The sequence below is a fragment of the Geodermatophilus ruber genome (assembly GCF_900114385.1).
Lineage (GTDB): Bacteria > Actinomycetota > Actinomycetes > Mycobacteriales > Geodermatophilaceae > Geodermatophilus > Geodermatophilus ruber.
In genome coordinates this window covers 385,948-402,807 of sequence record NZ_FOSW01000001.1, presented here as the reverse complement: position 1 = coordinate 402,807, position 16,860 = coordinate 385,948, and the positions used below count along the sequence as shown (strand labels likewise).

Sequence of the window (16,860 nt, the reverse complement as noted above, 5' to 3'; positions counted from 1 at the left end):
CACCCACTGGTCGACGCCGACCGCCGCACAGAAGCGGCGTACCGAGAGGAGTCCTGTCATGGGCAAGCTGGACGGCACGGTCGCCGTCATCACCGGTGGCGGGCGCGGTCAGGGCCGCTCCCACGCAGTGCGGCTGGCGAGCGAGGGCGCTGACGTCGTCATCTGCGACATCACCGAGCAGGTTGGCTCGGTGCCGTTCGCGACCGGGCGCCCCGGAGACATGGAGCAGACCGTCGCGGAGGTGGAGAAGTACGACCGGCGGTGCGTCGCCGTCGAGGCCGACGTCCGCAGCACCGCCGACATGCAGCGCCTGGCCGACACCGCGATGGCGGAGTTCGGCCGGATCGACTTCCTGCTGGCCAACGCCGGGATCCTGAGCCTGTCGGACACCACGTGGGAGCTCACCGATGAGCAGTGGGACGACATGATCGACATCAACCTGACCGGCGTCTTCAAGGCCTGCCGGGCGGTCGTCCCGCACATCCGGGCCGGTGGCAACGGCGGCTCGATCATCATCACGTCGTCCATCGCGGGCCTGCGCGGCGTCGCCGGCTGCACGCACTACACGGCGGCCAAGCACGGGATCGTGGGCCTGATGCGGACGCTGGCCCGCGAGCTGGCGCCGGAGATGATCCGGGTCAACACCATCCACCCGACCGGCGTCGACTCGCCGATGTCGAACAACGACTACTTCCCGAAGTGGCTGGAGGAGCACGAGGAACTCGGCAACGCCATGCGCTTCAACCTCATGCCGGTCAACTCGATGCCCATGACCGACGTCTCGGCAGTCGTCGCGTTCCTCTGCTCGGACGAGGCGAAGTGGATCACCGGCTCCACCATCCCGGTGGACGCCGGCTTCATGCTCAAGTAGTTCCGCTTCCCCGGGCTGCCGTCCTGCCGGGGGCGGACGGCGGCCCGGGCTCAGCGGCCGTCCAGCAGGGCGCGGGCCGCCGCGTAGCCCCCCAGGCCGCTCACCGCCCCGCCGCGCACCGTGCCGCCCGACGACGCCGACACGATCCGCGGGTGCGCCGTCGCCACGCCCCAGGTGCCCACCTGCTCCGGCGTCGCCGCGACCGGCCAGGACAGGTCCCCGTGGAAGATGTGCCCGCCGGGCATGGCCAGCGACGCCTCGACGTCCAGCGGCGAGGCCGCCTGCAGGCACGGCGCGCCGGAGGCGTCCCGGGCCAGGCAGTCCAGCAGCGGCTCCTCCAGGCGCGCGTCGAGCTGGGCGAGCACCCGCCGCACCGCCTCCCGCCGTGTGCCGACGGGGTCGGCGCGGAACAGCCCCGCCGGCGTGTGCAGGCCGAACAGGGTCAGCGTCTGGTAGCCCGCCGACCGCTCGGCCGGCCCCAGGATCGACGGGTCGGACAGCGAGTGGCAGTACACCTCGAACGGGATGACGTCGGGCAGCCGGCCCGCGGCCGCCTGCGCGTGGGCGGCGTCGAGCTGCGCGGCGGCCTCGTCGACGTGGAAGGTGCCGGCGAAGGCGACCGCCGGGTCGATGCCCGAGCGCAGCCGGGGCAGGCGGGTCAGCACCATGTTGATCTTCAGCTGGGCGCCGTCGGCCGTCGGCCCGGGCGTCGCGCCGGTCAGCCGCTCCAGGACGGCGGGTGCCGCGCCGCAGACCACCTGGCCGGCGTCGACGGCGTGCGCGGTCCCGTCGTCGTCGGTCCAGTGCACGGTGACGCCGTCGGCGCGGGGCTCCAGCGCGGTCACCGCGGCCCGGGTGACCAGCTCCGCGCCGGCGCCCCGGGCCGCGGCCGCCATGGCGCCGGTGACCGCGCCCATCCCCCCGACCGGCACCCGCCAGCGGCCGGTGCCGTTCCCCACGAGGTGGTAGAGGAAGCAGCGCCCGGCCAGCCCGTCGGCGGCGTGGACGTCGGCGAAGGTGCCGATCAGCCCGTCGGTGAGGGCCACCCCGCGGACGACGTCGTGGGTGAGCTCGTCGGCCACCACGTCGGCCAGCGGACGCTCGTTCAGGTCGTGCCACAGCTGCGGGTCGCGCAGCCGGCCGGTCAGCTCGGCGGGGGAGAGCAGCGGCTCGGTGAGGGTGGGCGCGAGGTCCTCGGCGAGGGTGGCCACCCGGCCGTAGAACCGCCGCCAGCCGGCCAGCTCGGCGTCGGAGCCGGTGAGCGCGCGGAAGGACGCCGCGGTCGCCGGCCCTTCGTCGCGCTCCACCAGCAGCCCAGGCCCCTCGGGGACGGCGGTGTAGGAGGCCACCGCGCGGTCGGCCAGCGTGAGGTCGAGGCCCAGGTCGGCCACGATCCGGTCCGGGAGCAGGCTGACCAGGTAGGAGTAGGCCGACAGCCGGACGTCGACGCCCGGGAAGACCTGCTGGCTGACCGCGGCGCCGCCCAACTGTTCCAGCCGCTCGAGGACGAGGACGGACCAGCCCGCCCGAGCCAGGTAGGCGGCCGTGACGAGCCCGTTGTGCCCGGCCCCCACGACGACGGCGTCGTACCTGCTGCGCGTGCTCACCGGCGGACCGTAACCGGTGACGAACCGGTTCTCCCCTCCGGTCGGGGGTGGCCGGGCGTCACTCCCGTCCCACGCCTCCCGCCCACCTCGTGCGCTGGGCGGAGTGGAGGTGAGAGTCCACCAAATCACATCCAGGTAATTGTCACGGCAGCGTCACGGCCCTTACGGTGAGTGCGTCCGGCGGGGCGTTCCGTCACCAGCCTGGGTGACACTCCCCGGATGCCGCCGAGCCGGCCCCTCGATGAGGGACGCCGGGCCGGGGACCCACCGCAGCACCGGGGTGAAGCGCGCACGGCCTGAGCCGGGTGCGCCGGGCGACTTCCCGCCCGAACCCGTCAGCTAACTCGGTAGGCGGCCCGTGGAAGAACGGAGAGCCGCCACACCATGGCGACCCCTCGCGCCGCCGTCCTCGGCGTGCCCGCCCGTCGCGCCGCCTGGCGCCGGTCCGCGTTCGTCCTCGCCGGAGCCGTCGGCATCGCCCTGGTCCCCGGGGCCGCGAGCGCCGACGAGCCCAGCACCGCGAGCGAGGCCGCAGCCCTCGTCGCGGCCCGCGGGCACGAGCTCGAGGTCATCACCGAGGAGTTCAACGAGGCCCGCGAGGTGCTGCGCGCCCAGCAGGCCGCCGCGGAGACCGCCGCCGCCGCGGTCGCCGACGCCCAGGCCGCCGTCACCGGAGCGCAGGAGCAGGTGCGGGGCATCGCCCGCAGCGCCTTCACCGGCGACAGCATGGGCTCCCTGCAGGCGCTGATGACCAGCGGCTCCGCGGACGAGTTCGTCAACCGCATCACGCTGCTGGAGACCGTCGCCGGCCACCAGAACGTGCTGCTCGGGCGGGCGGTGGCCGCCGGCGAGGCGGCCGCGCAGGCGCGGACGGCCGCCGACGAGGCGGCCGCGCAGGCGCAGGCCCAGTACGACGCCGTCGCCGCCCAGCAGGCCGATCTCGAGGCCCAGATCGCCGCCTACCAGGCCGACTACGCCCGGCTGTCCGCCGATGAGCGGCGGGCCGCACTCGCCGCGGCGGCCACCGCGCACGGCGACGCCGAGAGCAGCCGCGCGAGCCGCGCCGACCGCACCGAGTCCGCCCCGGCCCCGGCTGCTCCGGCGACGTCCCCGGCCCCGGCTGTTCCGGCGACGTCCCCGGCCCCGGCCCCGGCGCCCGTGGCCGCCAGCGGCTCGGCCATCCAGACCGCGATCAACACGGCCATGGCCCAGCGGGGCAAGCCCTACGTCTGGGCCGCCTCGGGCCCCGGCTCCTACGACTGCTCCGGGCTGGTCCAGTACGCCTTCCGCGCCGCCGGGATCAGCCTGCCGCACTCCAGCCGGATGCAGTCGGCCACGGGGACGCCGGTCTCCCGGGCCGAGGCCCGCCCCGGTGACCTGGTCGCCTTCTACAGCCCGGTCAGCCACATCGGCATCTACATCGGCAACGGCCAGATGGTGCACGCGCCGACCTCCGGCGACGTCGTCAAGGTCGCCAGCGTCGACACCATGGGGACCGCGCCGAAGTTCAACCGCATCGGCTGACGCCAGCGCGGGCGCCGGAGGCGGCCGTCAGCGCGGTGGCCCCGAGCCGACCTCCTGCAGCAGCCCCCAGACGAACCGCGCGCGGACGCCGGTGCGCAGCCGCACCTCCCAGCGGGTCACCACGCCCGGGTCCACGCTCACGGCCCCCGGCAGGCCCACGACGTCGTCCAGCACGTGCTCCCACACCCGCAGCCGGCCCGCGGCGGCCGCGGGGACCGGCGAGCCGGCCGCGCGCACGAGGTGCTCGTGCAGCACCGCACCGCCCGGGCCGGAGAGCACCTCCCAGCGCAGGTGCGGCCACAGCGGCAGCGGCCAGCGACGGACGACGAGCTCCAGGTCGCCGAACCGTCGCGGCTCGACGGCCTCGGCCGGGCCGAGGACGGCGGTCCGCAGGGCCAGCCCGCGCGGCGCCCGGCGGGAGTGCTGCAGCGCCTGCCACCGGGTGTGCGCGGCGTGCGCCTCGGTGCGGTCGGCGCCCAGCCGGGGCAGCGCGTCGGCCACCAGGTCGGGGCGGAGGTCGGCCATCCGGCGCAGCAGCACCAGGCAGAACTCCCGCCGCGCCAGACCTCGCACGCCCGCAGACCCTGCCACGTGCGGGGAGCGTCACACTCCGCGGTCGGGACCATCCGGGGCGTGCCGCCGTTGGAGGCTGCGGACCTGTCGTCGACCGGAGGACTCCCGCTCCCGATGAACCCCCGCACCGTCGCCACCGCGTTCCGCGTCGTCGCCGTCGCCGAGGCGCTGTCCTGGCTGGGCCTGCTGATCGGCATGTACGTGAAGTGGATCGCGCAGTCCTCCGAGGTGGGGGTGCAGGTGTTCGGCCCGATCCACGGCGGGATCTTCCTGCTCTACTGCCTCGTCGCCCTGGTCGCCGCCCGGGTGCTGCGCTGGTCGCCGGGCACGCTGCTGCTGGCGCTGGCCGCCTCGGTGCCGCCCTTCGCCACCGTCTGGTTCGAGCGCTGGGCGCAGCGCGCGGGCCGGCTCCCGGCGCGCGGAGTCCTCGCCCAGAACTGACTACGGTCTCCGGTCATGCACGATCCCGTCCTGCCCTCGACCGCCCGCACCCTGCTCGCCCGCACCGCCCGGGTGCAGCGCGACGGCAGGGCCCCCAGCCTGGTGGCCGGCGTGGTCCGGGAGGCCGGGCTGGCCTGGTCGGCCGGCCGCGGTGCAGTGCCCGAGCCGCACACCGACGTCCAGTACCGGCTGGGCTCGATCAGCAAGACGGTCACCGCGATCGCCGTGATGCGGTTGCGCGACGAGGGCCGGCTGCACCTGGACGACCCGTTCGAGCGGCACGTGCCCGGTACACCGCTGGGCGACCGCACGGTCGGCCAGTTGCTGGCCCACGTCGCCGGCGCCGCCGCGGAGAGCCCGGGCGGCTGGTGGGAGCGGACCCCGGGCGGGTCGCTGGAGGACCTGGGGCTGGCCGACGAGCACGTCGTCCTCGGCGCCGCCCGCCGGTTCCACTACTCCAACCTCGGCTTCGGGCTGCTCGGCGAGCTGGTGGCCCGGCTGCGCGGGCGGGCCTGGGAGGACGTCGTCCGTGACGAGGTCCTGGCGCCGCTGGGGATGACCCGGACGACGCCGCGGCCGGTCGCCCCGGCCGCCGAGGGCCACGCCGTGCACCCGTGGGCCGACGTCGTCCTGCCCGAACCCGAGCACGACGCCGGCGTGATGGCTGCGGCCGGGCAGCTGTGGGCGACCCTGGCCGACCTCGCCCGGTTCGCCGTCTTCCTGCTCGGCGACACCGGCGAGGTGCTCGACCCGGCCACGCTGGAGGAGATGACCGTGCCCGCCGGCGTGGACCCGTCGGCGCCGGGCTGGTCGGCCTACGGGCTCGGGCTGCAGGTGCTGCGCATCGACGGCCGCACCCTGATCGGTCACGGCGGGTCCATGCCCGGCTTCCTCGCCGGCGTGTTCGTCGACCGCGAGGAGCGGGCCGGTGCGGTCTCGCTGGCCAACACGACCAGCGGCCTCGACCCGCTCCTGCCCGGGCTGCTGGCCGATCTGCGCGCCGCCGAGCCGCACGTCGTCCAACCCTGGACGCCCTCGCCGTCCCCCGTCCCGCTGGACACCCTCGGCGTCTGGTTCTGGGGCCCGGCGCCGTACCTGCTGCGCGCCCTGCCGGGCGGCCTGCTGCACCTGGGGCCGATGCCGGGCCGGGCCGGCCGGGCCAGCCGGTTCGCCCGCCGTCCGGACGGCACCTGGGTGGGGCTGGACGGCTACTACGCCGGGGAGCCGCTGCGCATCGCCGAGGACCACCTGGACCTGGGGACCTTCGTGTTCACCCGCGTCCCGTACGACCCGACCGCGCCGGTGCCCGGCGGGGTGGACCAGCGCGGCTGGCGGCACTGAGGCCCGGCTGCCGGGCGGGTCACCGCCGGTCGAAGGCGTCGATCGTCGTCTTCACCACGGCGCCGTAGGCCAGGTGCGGCACCAGGTCGCTGATCCAGTCGGCCGCCGACCAGGTGCGCGGGTCGGTGACGCCGAGGACGGTCATCGGCCCGTTGGTCGCGACCAGGACGCCGCCGGTGATGAGCAGCGTGCCGGCGAGCGGCCGGGTGCGGACGCCGGCGGCGTGCACCAGTCCGACGGCGACGCCGATGCCGACCCCGGCCACCAAACCGGTCAGCGCGCCGAGCGCCTGCACCCGGTTCCGGCGCGTCTCGCCCTCGCCGGGGATCGGTACGTGCGCCTTCTCCGCCAGCGTCTCCACCGTCCGCTCCGGCGTGGTGCTGGCCCCGCGGCCGCGCACCACCATGTCCAGGTAGGTCACGGCGTCGAGCGCGGTGGTGCCCGCCGCCCCGGCGGCCGCGCCGCGGAGGGCCCAGCCGAGCACGCCGATGCTGCGTCGTCCCTTGCCGATCGTCCTCACGGGGGTGCGCATGCCCATGGCCGCGCTCTACCCGGAGGCCCCCGGTGCGCACACCCGATCAGCGCGGCACCGGCCGGCAGAGGACGGGCAGGAGCACCGCGATGACTCCTCGTCGCCTCGACCTCGCTGGGAGGGCCGGGCATCCCCGATGCAGGCCGAGGCGAATCGATCCCTGTCCACGATGAGCGGAAGGTAGAAACGGTGACCATGCGTGCATATCGCTACACGGGTCCGCACCGGGCCGAGCTGACCGAGATCCCCGTGCCTGAGCCCGGCCTCGGGGACGTGCTCGTGCGGGTCGGAGCCAGCGGCGCCTGCCACTCGGACCTCGGCATCCTCGCGGCTCCACCGGGCGCGTTCCCGGTTCCCCTCACGCTCGGCCACGAGGTCGCCGGATACGTCGAGAGCCTGGGCTCCGGCGTGAGCGGGTGGGACATCGGTGAACCCGTCGTCGTCCATGCCCTGTTCGGGTGCGGTCGCTGCCGGGCATGCGTCCTCGGACTGGAGAACCGGTGCCGCGTCGTCGGGTTCGACGGCCTGGGCCTCACGCGCGACGGTGGCATGGCGGACTACGTGGTGGTGCCCGAGACCCATCTGGTCCGCACGGGCGATCTCGACCTCACGCAGGCTGCTCCTCTCGCGGACGCCGGATTGACGGCCTACCACGCCATCGAGCTGTGCCGGGATGCGCTTCGGCCCGGGACGCACTGTGTGGTGATCGGGGTCGGCGGCCTGGGGCACATGGCCGTGCAGATCCTCGCGGCCACGACGGGCGTCTCCGTGATCGCGGTGGACGTGGAGGATGCCGCCCTGGAGCTGGCAGCCCGGCTGGGCGCCGCGCACACCGTCCGGTCCGGTCCCGATGCCGTCGAGCACATCCGCGAGATCGTGGGACCGTTCCCCGATGGAGCGGACGTCGTCCTCGATTTCGTCGGCGTCACCCCGACTCTCGACACCGCGCGCGCGGTCGTCAGCCGGGGAGGCCGCCTCGCTCTGGTGGGGCTCGGCCAGGGCGAGCTGACCTTCCGGCCGACGCCGGGCAATCCGGTCACCGAGATGCCTGTGGAGACCAGCGCGGTGGTGCCGTTCTGGGGCAACCACCAGGAGCTGGCCGAAGTGGTGGCCCTCGCCCGGGCGGGGCACGTCACGGCGGAGACGCAGGTCTTCCCGCTCGCCGATGTCGCGGAGGCGTACGCGAAGCTCGAACGCGGTGAGGTCCGCGGGCGGGCCGTCATGGTGCCGTGACCATCAACCGGTGACCCGGCACGGCGGGCGGCCCGGCGCGCTACTCGGTGCCGGCCGCCCGCTCCAGCAGCGGGGCCACCCGGTGCTCGACCAGTCGGCGCAGCGCGAGCGCGGTGTCGGTGCGCTGCACGCCGGGGATCGCGAGCACCTGCTCGGTGATCCGCCACAGGTCGTCGGCATCCCGCGCCACCACCCGCACCAGCAGGTCGGCCACGCCGGAGAGCGCCGTCACCTCGAGCACCTCGGGGATGTGGCTCAGCGCCTCACCGACGTCGGACAGGCTGCGCTGCACCACCAGCACGGTCACGTAGGCGCTCAGCCGGTAGCCCAGCGCCTCGGGGCGGACCCGGTGCTCGTAGGGCGCGAGCGCGCCGCTGCTCTCCAGCCGGGCCAGGCGCGCCTGCACCGTGTTGCGGGCCAGCCCGAGCTTCTGGGAGAGCGCGAGGACGCTGGCCCGGGGGTCCTCGGAGAGGGCCTGCACCAGGCGGGCGTCGGTGGCGTCGACGGCTGGCACGTTGGCAGTCTGACATAGCTGGACGTCCTAGTACCGAGCAATGTGCGCAGTTTCGAGTGGCACCCTTGCGCATTCTCGACGGTCGATGATCTTCTCCTCGACGGGGCGGTCGTGCCACGATGTGTGAGTGGCACCACACCCCCGTGCCGCGAGACGTCCAGTGACCCAGCTCCGCCGGTGACCCCGGCAGCTGCGGCCGACGGCGAGGAGAGACCGTGAGCCTGTCTTCGGTGACCACCGAGGTGGTCGACCCGATCCCGGGGGCCGAGGCCCCCCACCTGCCGCAGCAGCCGGATCTGGTCCAGCTGCTGACCCCCGAGGGCGAGCGGGTGGAGCACCCCGAGTACTCGCTGTCGATCTCGGACGACGAGCTTCGCGGCCTGTACCGCGACCTGGTGCTGGTCCGCCGCTGGGACGTCGAGGCCACCGCGCTGCAGCGCCAGGGCGAGCTGGGCATCTGGGCCTCGCTGCTCGGCCAGGAGGCGGCCCAGATCGGAGCCGGCCGGGCGCTGCAGCCCGACGACATGGCCTTCCCGACCTACCGGGAGCACGGCGTCGCCTGGACCCGCGGCGTCGACCCGCTCGACGTGATCAGCCTGTTCCGCGGCGTCGACAACGGCGGCTGGGACCCCGTGGCGACGCACTTCAACCTCTACACCGTGGTCATCGGCGCGCAGACGCTGCACGCCACCGGGTACGCGATGGGTGTCCAGCGGGACGGCGCGGAGACCGCCGTCCTGGCCTTCCTCGGCGACGGCGCGACCAGCCAGGGCGAGGTCAACGAGTCGATGATCTGGGCGGCGAGCTTCTCCGCGCCGGTCGTCTTCTTCTGCCAGAACAACCAGTACGCGATCAGCGTGCCGCTGGAGCGGCAGTCCCGGGTGCCGCTCTACCAGCGGGCCGCCGGGTTCGGCTTCCCCGGCGTGCGGGTCGACGGCAACGACGTCCTCGCCGTCCTCGCGGTCACGCGGGCGGCCCTGGCCGCCGCCCGGGAGGGCCAGGGGCCGACGTTCATCGAGGCGTTCACCTACCGGATGGGCGCGCACACCACCTCCGACGACCCCACCCGCTACCGGCTGGCCAGTGAGCTGGAGGAGTGGAAGCTGCGCGACCCGATCGCCCGGCTCAAGGTCCACCTGTCCCGCAGCGGCATCGCCGACCACCACTTCTTCGACTCCGTCGAGCGGGCGGCCGACGAGCTGGCCACCCGGATCCGCAGCGGCACGGTGGAGATGCCCGACCCGCCCGCCACCGCGATGTTCGACTCCGTCTACGCCGAGCAGACGCCCCACCTGGCGCAGCAGCGGGCCGCGTTCGTGGCCTACCACGAGTCGTTCGAGGGGGGCGAGCGCTGATGAGCACCGAGACGCTGACCATCGGCAAGGCGCTCAACCTCGGCCTGCGCCGGGCGATGGAGGACGACGCCAAGGTCGTGCTCATGGGCGAGGACATCGGCCGGCTCGGCGGGGTCTTCCGGATCACCGACGGCCTGCAGAAGGACTTCGGCGAGGACCGGGTTGTGGACACCCCGCTGGCCGAGGCCGGCATCCTCGGCACCGCCGTCGGCCTGGCGATGCGCGGCTACCGCCCGGTCTGCGAGATCCAGTTCGACGGGTTTGTCTTCCCCGCCTACAACCAGATCGTCACCCAGGTGGCCAAGATCCACGCCCGCTCGCGCGGGAAGCTGGCCATGCCGATCGTCATCCGCATCCCGTTCGGCGGGGGCATCGGCGCCGTCGAGCACCACAGCGAGAGCCCCGAGGCCTACTTCGCGCACACCGCCGGGCTCAAGGTGGTCGCGGTCAGCAACCCGGTCGACGCCTACTGGGGCATCCAGCAGGCGATCGCCCATCCCGACCCCATCGTCTTCCTCGAGCCCAAGCGGCGGTACTGGGAGAAGGCAGCGGTCGACACCGACGCCACGCCCGATCCGCTGTTCGCCTCCCGGGTGGTCCGCGGCGGCGACGACGTCACCGTGCTGGCCTACGGGCCGATGGTGAAGACGGTGCTGCAGGCGGCCGAGGCCGTCGCCGAGGAGGGCCGCTCCCTCGAGGTGATCGACCTGCGCACCCTCTCCCCGCTGGACCTGGACCCGGTGTTCGAGTCGGTGCGGCGCACCGGGCGCTGCGTCGTCGTCCACGAGGCGCCGGTGACCCTCGGCCTGGGCGCGGAGATCGCCGCCCGGGTCACCGAGACGTGCTTCTACTCCCTGGAGGCTCCGGTGCTGCGGGTCGGGGGCTACGACACCCCCTACCCGCCGGCGAAGCTGGAGGAGGAGTACCTCCCCGACCTCGACCGGGTCCTGGACGCCGTCGACCGCGCGATGGGGTTCTGACCGATGGGCGCGCTCAAGCAGTTCAAGCTGCCCGACGTCGGCGAGGGCCTCACCGAGGGCGAGATCCTGCAGTGGCTGGTCGCCGTCGGGGACCCGGTCACGGTCAACCAGCCGCTGTGCGAGGTGGAGACGGCCAAGGCGGCCGTCGAGCTGCCCTCGCCGTGGGCGGGGACGGTCACCGCGCTCCTGCACGAGGCCGGTGAGACCGTCGACGTCGGCACGCCGATCATCACCATCGACATCGGTGGGGAGGGTGGGGGAGGCGCAGCCGGCGAGGAGCCCGCCGACGTCGCCGAGCCCACGGCCGGGCTGATCGGCGGCGCGGCGCCCGGCGGACGCACCGCGGTGCTGGTGGGCTACGGGCCGCGCACCACCGAGGCCCGGCGGCGCCCGCGCCGCAGCGGCGCCGACGCCGCGGCCCGCGCGACCGCCCCGGCGCCGCGGGCGGAGCCCGCCCCCGCGCACCCGCCGCTGCTGAGCACGGCGCCGGACGCCACGGTCAAGCCGGTCCGGCACGGTGGGCTGGAGGTGGGCCGGCAGGCCGAGGCGCACGCGCTGGGCGAGGCCGCCGCGCCCTCGGTCGGCGCCCCGCCCGGGCAGGGCCGGCTCCGGCCGCTGGCCAAGCCGCCGGTCCGCAAGCTGGCCAAGGACCTCGGCGTGGACCTGACCACGCTCACCGGCAGCGGCGCGGGCGGTCTCATCACCCGCGCCGACGTGCAGGCAGCGGCGTCCGGCGCCGCCGTTCCGGTCCGCGCCGGAGAGCCCGTCCGCGAGCAGCGGATCCCGATCAAGGGCGTGCGCAAGCACACCGCCGCGGCCATGGTGGCCAGCGCGTTCACCGCCCCGCACGTCACCGAGTTCCTGACCGTCGACGTCACGCGGATGATGAAGCTGCGCACGCGGCTGGCCGCCCGTCCCGAGCTCGCCGGCCTGAAGATCAGCCCGCTGCTGTTCGTGGCCCGGGCGCTCGTGCTGGCCGTGCGCCGCCACCCGATGGTGAACAGCTCCTGGGACGAGGCCGCGCAGGAGATCGTGGTCAAGGACTACGTCAACCTCGGCATCGCCGCGGCCACCCCCCGCGGGCTGGTGGTGCCCACCGTCAAGGGTGCCGACCGGCTCTCCCTCGCCGAGCTGGCCGGCGCCCTGACCGAGCTCACCGAGACCGCCCGGGCCGGACGCACCGCCCCGGAGGACATGAGCGGCGGCACGATCACCGTCACCAACGTCGGGGTGTTCGGCGTCGACAGCGGCACGCCCATCCTCAACCCCGGCGAGGCGGCGATCCTGGCCTTCGGGGCCGTGCGGGAGATGCCGTGGGTGCACAAGGGCAAGGTGAAGCCGCGGCAGGTCACCCAGCTGGCGCTCTCCTTCGACCACCGGATCATCGACGGGGAGCTGGGCAGCCGCTTTCTCGCCGACGTCGGCACCCTGCTCTCCGACCCCGGCACCGCGCTGGCCTTCTGACCGCGTGACGGACCTGCGGCGGCTGCTGGACCACGCCGAGCGCTCCGCGGTGCCCGGCGGGTTCGGCTACCTCGGGGACGACGGGCGGGTGGTCCGCGGCCGGCCGCTGGAGACCTGGATCGTCGCGCGGATGACCCACGTCCTCGGGCTGGCCCAGCTGCTGGGCCGGCCCGGAGCGGGGGAACTGGTCCGTCACGGGGTGCAGGCGCTGGTTGACGGGGCGCTGCGTGACCGGCAGCGGGGAGGCTGGCGGGCGACGGCGGAGGACGACACGAAGTCCGCCTACGTGCACGCCTTCGTCGTCCTCGCGGGGTCGACGGCCACGGCCGCCGGCGTTCCCGGCGGCCGGGACCTGCTCGACGACGCGCTCGAGGTCTGGCGGACGAGGTTCTGGGACGACACGGCCGGCCTGCCGGTCGAGGCGTGGGACCGTGCGTGGCACCGCTGCGAGGACTACCGCGGGGTCAACGCCACGATGCACGGGGTCGAGGCGTCGCTGGCCGCCGCCGACGCGCTCGGGAACGACCGGCGGGCGGCCCGGCTGCGCGAGCAGGCCCTCCGCAGCACCGAGCGGGTGGTGCACGGCTGGGCGCGCGAGCGGGACTGGCGGCTGCCCGAGCACTTCACCTCCGGCTGGACGCCGCTGCCGGAGTACCACCGCGACGAGCCGGCCCACCCGTTCCGGCCGTACGGCGTGACCATCGGGCACCAGTTCGAGTGGGCCCGGCTCTGCCTCCACCTCCGCGCCGCCCTCTCCGGACCACCGGGCTGGCTGCTCGACGACGCCGTCGCGCTGTTCGATGCCGCGGTGGAGCGGGGCTGGGCGGCCGACGGGCCCGACGGCTTCCCGTACACGCTGGACTGGGACGACCGGGTCGTGGTGGGTGCGCGCATGCACTGGGTGCTCTGCGAGGCGATCGCGGCCGCCGCGGTGCTGGGACAGGTCACCGGGGAGGAGCGCTACCGCACGCTGGCCGGGCGCTGGCGGGCGCACGGCGAGGAGCGGTTCGCCGATCCGGTCACCGGGAGCTGGCACCACGAGCTGACGCCGTCCGGCGAGGTCGCCGCGGGGACGTGGGCCGGTCAGCCCGATGCCTACCACCTGGCGCAGATGCTGCTGCTGTCCCAGGGGCGGCCGGTGCGGGGGAGCCTGGCCGCGAGCCTGCGGTGACACGTGTCCGTTGCCGATCGCACGGGTAGGGCCTGCCTGACCGAGTTTCCGAGCAGAGGAGGACTCCCGTGGCCAGCGTGCAGGAATCCGTCGACGTCGACGTCCCGATCCGGGTCGCCTACGACCAGTGGACCCAGTTCGAGTCCTTCCCCCAGTTCATGGGCGGGGTCGAGCGGATCACCCAGATCGACGACCGGCACACCCACTGGGTCACCAGCATCGACGGCGTGAAGCGCGAGTTCGACGCGGAGATCACCGAGCAGCACCCCGACGAGCGGGTGGCCTGGACCAGCACCGACGGCGAGGCCAGGCACGCCGGGGTGGTCACCTTCCACCGGCTCGACGAGAACAGGACCCGCGTCATGATCCAGATCGACTGGGAGCCCGAGGGCATCCTCGAGAAGGCTGGTGCGGCGCTGGGCTTCGACGACCGCCAGGTGAAGGCCGACGCGAAGCGGTTCAAGGAGTTCATCGAGAGCCGCGGCACCGAGACCGGCGCCTGGCGGGGGGACGTCGAGCGCCCCAGCTGACGCCCCACGCCCCTCCGTGATCATGGGCTTGTCGCGCCCGACACGGCGGGACTCGCCGCGCGGGGCGACCACAGCCCCATGATCACGGCCTGAGGAACGACGAGACGGCGCCCGCCCCCTTCTGCAGGGGACGGGCGCCGGTAAGGACCCCGCTGCAGGGTCCCGCCCCGAGGTGCGAGGGGTGGGGGGCAGCGGGGCCTTTGCTATTCGGCGTCGAGGTCCTGAGCGACCAGGTCCGCGATCTGTGCGAGCACGGCGGGGTCATCGGTGGTCACGACGACGTCCGCGCCCTTCTTGGCGCCGAGAGTCATGATCATCAGGGGGGATCCGGCGTCCACCGGGTTGCCGCCCGGCGTGGCCAGGGTGACCGGGACGCCGGCCTTGCCGACGGCCTCGGCGATCAGTGCCGCCGGGCGGGCATGCAGCCCGACCCGGGAGCCGACGGTGACGGTCTGACTGGGCATGGGTCCTCATCCTCGCTGCTGGGAACGAACGGGCGCCGAACGAACTGCCACGTGCAGCTTGCCGGGTCAGGCCCGGGCCGGCTGGGTGGCGGGCGCGGCCGGGTGGGTGGCGGGGTGGGCGTGCTCGAGGTCGACGGCGTCCTCGGGCACCTCCTCGGCCTTCTTCCGGCCGATGCCCTTGGCGACGATCACCGCCGCCGCGCCGATGACGGCGCCGATCACGATCGCGAGCAGCCAGATCAGGAAGCCCTTGATCGCGAAGAACACGAAGATGCCGCCGTGCGGAGCCTGCGCCTGCACACCGGCCGCGGCCACGATGGCACCGGTGGTCGCCGAGCCGATCATGATCGACGGGATGACCCGCAGCGGGTCGGCTGCGGCGAACGGGATCGCGCCCTCGGTGATGAACGCCAGCCCCAGCAGCCACGCGGCCTTGCCCTGCTCCCGCTCGGCGGGGGTGAACAGCTTCGGGCGGACGAACGTCGCGATCGACAGGGCGATCGGGGGCACCATGCCCGCGGCCATCACGGTCGCCATGATCACCAGCGGGCCGGTGTTGGTGCCCGGGTCGGCGATGTAGCTGGCCAGCCCGGCGGTGGCGAACGCGTAGGCGGCCTTGTTGACCGGACCGCCCATGTCGAAGGCCATCATCAGGCCGAGGATGATGCCGAGCAGGATCGCGGACGTGCCGGTCAGGCCGTTGAGCCAGTCGGTCAGCCCGTTGACGGCGGCGGCCAGCGGCCGGCCGAGGACGATGGCCATCAGCCCGCCGGCGATCAGCGTCGCACCGAGCGGGATGATCACGACCGGCATCAGCCCGCGCATGAACGTCGGGACCTTCAGGCGGCTGAGCCACAGCGCCGCGAAGCCGGCGATCACACCACCGATCAGGCCGCCGATGAAGCCGGCGCCCACGGTGACGGACACCAGGCCCACGGTGAAGCCCGGCGCGATGCCCGGCCGGTCGGCGATCGCGTAGGCGATGTAGCCGGCCAGCGCGGGCACCAGGAAGCTGAACGCCAGGCTGCCCAGCAGGAAGAGCACGGCCCCGAGGTAGCCGAGCAGTCCGCCGTTGAGGTGCTCGACGGTGCTGGTCGGCAGGTCGAACAGCGTGTTGTTGAGGACCCACGTGAGGGCCCAGGACTGCCCGGTCTCCGGGTTGGTGTTCGCCACCGGGTACCCGGCGAGCAGGAAGCCGAGCGCGATGAGCAGACCGCCTGCGGCGACGAACGGGATCATGTAGCTCACACCGGTGAGCAGCCAGCGGCGGATCTCCGCGCCGGTGCTCGGCTTGCCGGCCCCGCTCGGGACGCCCCCGCCCCCGCCCCCGCCCCCGCCGGCGCTGCCACCGCCACCGCCACCGCCACCGCCGCCACCGGCGACCCGGCGGGCATTCGGGTCCTCGGCCGCGGTGAGCGCCTCGCGCACCATGACGTCGGGCTCGTTGATCGCCCGCTTGGTCCCCGACTGGACGACCGGCTTCCCGGCGAAGCGGTCCTGGTCCTTGACGCCGACGTCCACGGCGAAGATGACCGCGTCGGCGGCGCGGATCACCTCGGTCGCCAGCGGGGTGGAGCCGGACGAGCCCTGGGTCTCCACGTGCACGTCCACGCCGGCCGCCTCGCCGGCGGCGGTCAGCTTGTCAGCGGCCATGTAGGTGTGCGCGATCCCCGTCGGGCAGGCGCTCACCACCACGATGCTCTTCCGTCGCGTCTCGGGAGCCGACGCGACGCTGGGCTCGGGGGCGACAGCGACAGCGGCGGGGGCCGGGGCCGAGGCGGAGGCCACCCCGGCCGGTTCGGGCGCGACGACCTCCTCGACCAGGCGCACGATCTCCTCGGCCGAGGTGGCCGACCGCAGCGAGGCGACGAACTCCGGCCGGACCAGCGCCCGGGCCAGGGCGGTCAGCAGTGTGAGGTGGTCGGCGTCCCCGTGCGCCGGGGCGGCGATGAGGAACACCAGGTCGGCCGGCCCGTCTGGCGCGCCGAAGTCCACCTTCGGGTCCAGCCGGGCGAAGGCCAGGGACGCCTCGGTCACCGCCTCGGAGCGGCAGTGCGGGATGGCGATGCCGCCGGGCAGCCCGGTCGGGGCCTGCGCCTCACGGGCCATGGCGTCGGCGTACAGCGCCTCGGCGCTCGTCGCCCGGCCCGCGGCGGCGACCAGCTCGGCCAGCCGGCGCACGACCGTGCCCTTGTCGGCACCCAGGTCGGCGTCGAGCGCGACCAGATCGGTGGTGATCAGTGGAGGCATGGTGGACCTC

General features: G+C 74.4%; 16 protein-coding genes and 1 riboswitch. Of the genes, 10 read left to right on the top strand and 6 right to left on the bottom strand.

All coding sequences use genetic code 11. The features are described from left to right. Positions 1-58 precede the first annotated feature (58 nt). Positions 59-871 (top strand): mycofactocin-coupled SDR family oxidoreductase, encoded by an 813-nt coding sequence (locus BMZ50_RS02055; RefSeq protein ID WP_091320654.1) that lies wholly within the window; start codon positions 59-61, stop codon positions 869-871. 50 nt (positions 872-921) lie between these two features. Here the strand turns inward: BMZ50_RS02055 and BMZ50_RS02050 are convergent, their stop codons facing one another. Continuing rightward, positions 922-2,478 carry a phytoene desaturase family protein gene (locus tag BMZ50_RS02050; RefSeq protein WP_091320650.1) on the bottom strand — a complete coding sequence of 519 codons (1,557 nt, stop codon included), beginning with the start codon at positions 2,476-2,478 and terminating at the stop codon, positions 922-924. Between the two features lie 213 nt (positions 2,479-2,691). Continuing rightward, positions 2,692-2,847: riboswitch (cyclic di-AMP (ydaO/yuaA leader) on the top strand. 15 nt (positions 2,848-2,862) lie between these two features. On the opposite strand from BMZ50_RS02050, the gene BMZ50_RS02045 reads away from it, so the two are divergent. Further along, entirely contained in the window at positions 2,863-4,002 is a 1,140-nt protein-coding gene (locus BMZ50_RS02045; protein ID WP_091320646.1) for a C40 family peptidase, read from the top strand. 27 nt (positions 4,003-4,029) lie between these two features. Here BMZ50_RS02045 and BMZ50_RS02040 read toward each other — a convergent pair whose 3' ends face one another. Next, positions 4,030-4,575 carry a hypothetical protein gene (locus BMZ50_RS02040; RefSeq protein WP_091320642.1) on the bottom strand — a complete coding sequence of 182 codons (546 nt, stop codon included), beginning with the start codon at positions 4,573-4,575 and terminating at the stop codon, positions 4,030-4,032. Positions 4,576-4,689: 114 nt separating this feature from the next. On the opposite strand from BMZ50_RS02040, the gene BMZ50_RS02035 reads away from it, so the two are divergent. Continuing rightward, positions 4,690-5,016, top strand: coding sequence for a DUF3817 domain-containing protein (locus BMZ50_RS02035; protein WP_091320638.1), 327 nt, complete (start codon positions 4,690-4,692; stop codon positions 5,014-5,016). Positions 5,017-5,031: 15 nt separating this feature from the next. Next, on the top strand, positions 5,032-6,357 hold the full coding sequence (locus BMZ50_RS02030; RefSeq protein ID WP_091320635.1) for a serine hydrolase domain-containing protein: 1,326 nt from the start codon (positions 5,032-5,034) through the stop codon (positions 6,355-6,357). Between the two features lie 19 nt (positions 6,358-6,376). On the opposite strand, the gene BMZ50_RS02025 is transcribed toward BMZ50_RS02030, so the two are convergent. Continuing rightward, positions 6,377-6,895 carry a hypothetical protein gene (locus BMZ50_RS02025; RefSeq protein WP_091320631.1) on the bottom strand — a complete coding sequence of 173 codons (519 nt, stop codon included), beginning with the start codon at positions 6,893-6,895 and terminating at the stop codon, positions 6,377-6,379. A gap of 189 nt (positions 6,896-7,084) precedes the next feature. Here BMZ50_RS02025 and BMZ50_RS02020 point away from each other — a divergent pair, with 189 nt between their 5' ends. Then, a complete protein-coding gene (locus BMZ50_RS02020; protein ID WP_091321031.1) occupies positions 7,085-8,122 on the top strand; it encodes an NAD(P)-dependent alcohol dehydrogenase in 1,038 nt (345 codons plus the stop codon). A 40-nt stretch (positions 8,123-8,162) separates the two neighbouring features. Here BMZ50_RS02020 and BMZ50_RS02015 read toward each other — a convergent pair whose 3' ends face one another. Further along, positions 8,163-8,636 (bottom strand): Lrp/AsnC family transcriptional regulator, encoded by a 474-nt coding sequence (locus tag BMZ50_RS02015; RefSeq protein ID WP_091320628.1) that lies wholly within the window; start codon positions 8,634-8,636, stop codon positions 8,163-8,165. A 215-nt stretch (positions 8,637-8,851) separates the two neighbouring features. Between BMZ50_RS02015 and pdhA the strand changes: the two genes are divergently transcribed. The 5 genes from pdhA to BMZ50_RS01990 all read left to right on the top strand — a co-directional run bounded on the left by pdhA (position 8,852) and on the right by BMZ50_RS01990 (position 14,136). Continuing rightward, on the top strand, positions 8,852-9,991 hold the full coding sequence (gene pdhA / locus BMZ50_RS02010; RefSeq protein WP_091320624.1) for a pyruvate dehydrogenase (acetyl-transferring) E1 component subunit alpha: 1,140 nt from the start codon (positions 8,852-8,854) through the stop codon (positions 9,989-9,991). Next, entirely contained in the window at positions 9,991-10,971 is a 981-nt protein-coding gene (locus tag BMZ50_RS02005; protein ID WP_091320621.1) for an alpha-ketoacid dehydrogenase subunit beta, read from the top strand. Before pdhA ends, BMZ50_RS02005 begins: the two co-directional genes overlap by 1 nt. Positions 10,972-10,974: 3 nt before the next feature. Continuing rightward, positions 10,975-12,435 (top strand): dihydrolipoamide acetyltransferase family protein, encoded by a 1,461-nt coding sequence (locus tag BMZ50_RS02000; RefSeq protein ID WP_091320617.1) that lies wholly within the window; start codon positions 10,975-10,977, stop codon positions 12,433-12,435. A gap of 4 nt (positions 12,436-12,439) precedes the next feature. Then, positions 12,440-13,606, top strand: a complete 1,167-nt coding sequence (locus tag BMZ50_RS01995; RefSeq protein ID WP_091320614.1) for an AGE family epimerase/isomerase — start codon at positions 12,440-12,442, stop codon at positions 13,604-13,606. A 68-nt stretch (positions 13,607-13,674) separates the two neighbouring features. After that, a complete protein-coding gene (locus BMZ50_RS01990; RefSeq protein ID WP_091320610.1) occupies positions 13,675-14,136 on the top strand; it encodes an SRPBCC family protein in 462 nt (153 codons plus the stop codon). 203 nt (positions 14,137-14,339) lie between these two features. Here the strand turns inward: BMZ50_RS01990 and BMZ50_RS01985 are convergent, their stop codons facing one another. Together BMZ50_RS01985 and BMZ50_RS01980 are read right to left on the bottom strand one after the other, a co-directional pair. Then, on the bottom strand, positions 14,340-14,600 hold the full coding sequence (locus BMZ50_RS01985) for an HPr family phosphocarrier protein (RefSeq protein WP_091320604.1): 261 nt from the start codon (positions 14,598-14,600) through the stop codon (positions 14,340-14,342). A 66-nt stretch (positions 14,601-14,666) separates the two neighbouring features. Continuing rightward, complete coding sequence (locus BMZ50_RS01980; protein ID WP_091320597.1) at positions 14,667-16,850, bottom strand: PTS fructose transporter subunit IIABC; 2,184 nt, start codon at positions 16,848-16,850, stop codon at positions 14,667-14,669. Positions 16,851-16,860 lie beyond the last annotated feature (10 nt).

Coding starts and splice junctions, on each gene's coding strand:
- BMZ50_RS02055 (WP_091320654.1), top strand. CDS start 59: ATGGGCAAGCTGGACGGCACGGTCGCCGTCATCACCGGTGGCGGGCGC.
- BMZ50_RS02045 (WP_091320646.1), top strand. CDS start 2,863: ATGGCGACCCCTCGCGCCGCCGTCCTCGGCGTGCCCGCCCGTCGCGCC.
- BMZ50_RS02035 (WP_091320638.1), top strand. CDS start 4,690: ATGAACCCCCGCACCGTCGCCACCGCGTTCCGCGTCGTCGCCGTCGCC.
- BMZ50_RS02030 (WP_091320635.1), top strand. CDS start 5,032: ATGCACGATCCCGTCCTGCCCTCGACCGCCCGCACCCTGCTCGCCCGC.
- BMZ50_RS02025 (WP_091320631.1), bottom strand. CDS start 6,895: ATGGGCATGCGCACCCCCGTGAGGACGATCGGCAAGGGACGACGCAGC.
- BMZ50_RS02020 (WP_091321031.1), top strand. CDS start 7,085: ATGCGTGCATATCGCTACACGGGTCCGCACCGGGCCGAGCTGACCGAG.
- BMZ50_RS02005 (WP_091320621.1), top strand. CDS start 9,991: ATGAGCACCGAGACGCTGACCATCGGCAAGGCGCTCAACCTCGGCCTG.
- BMZ50_RS02000 (WP_091320617.1), top strand. CDS start 10,975: ATGGGCGCGCTCAAGCAGTTCAAGCTGCCCGACGTCGGCGAGGGCCTC.
- BMZ50_RS01985 (WP_091320604.1), bottom strand. CDS start 14,600: ATGCCCAGTCAGACCGTCACCGTCGGCTCCCGGGTCGGGCTGCATGCC.
- BMZ50_RS01980 (WP_091320597.1), bottom strand. CDS start 16,850: ATGCCTCCACTGATCACCACCGATCTGGTCGCGCTCGACGCCGACCTG.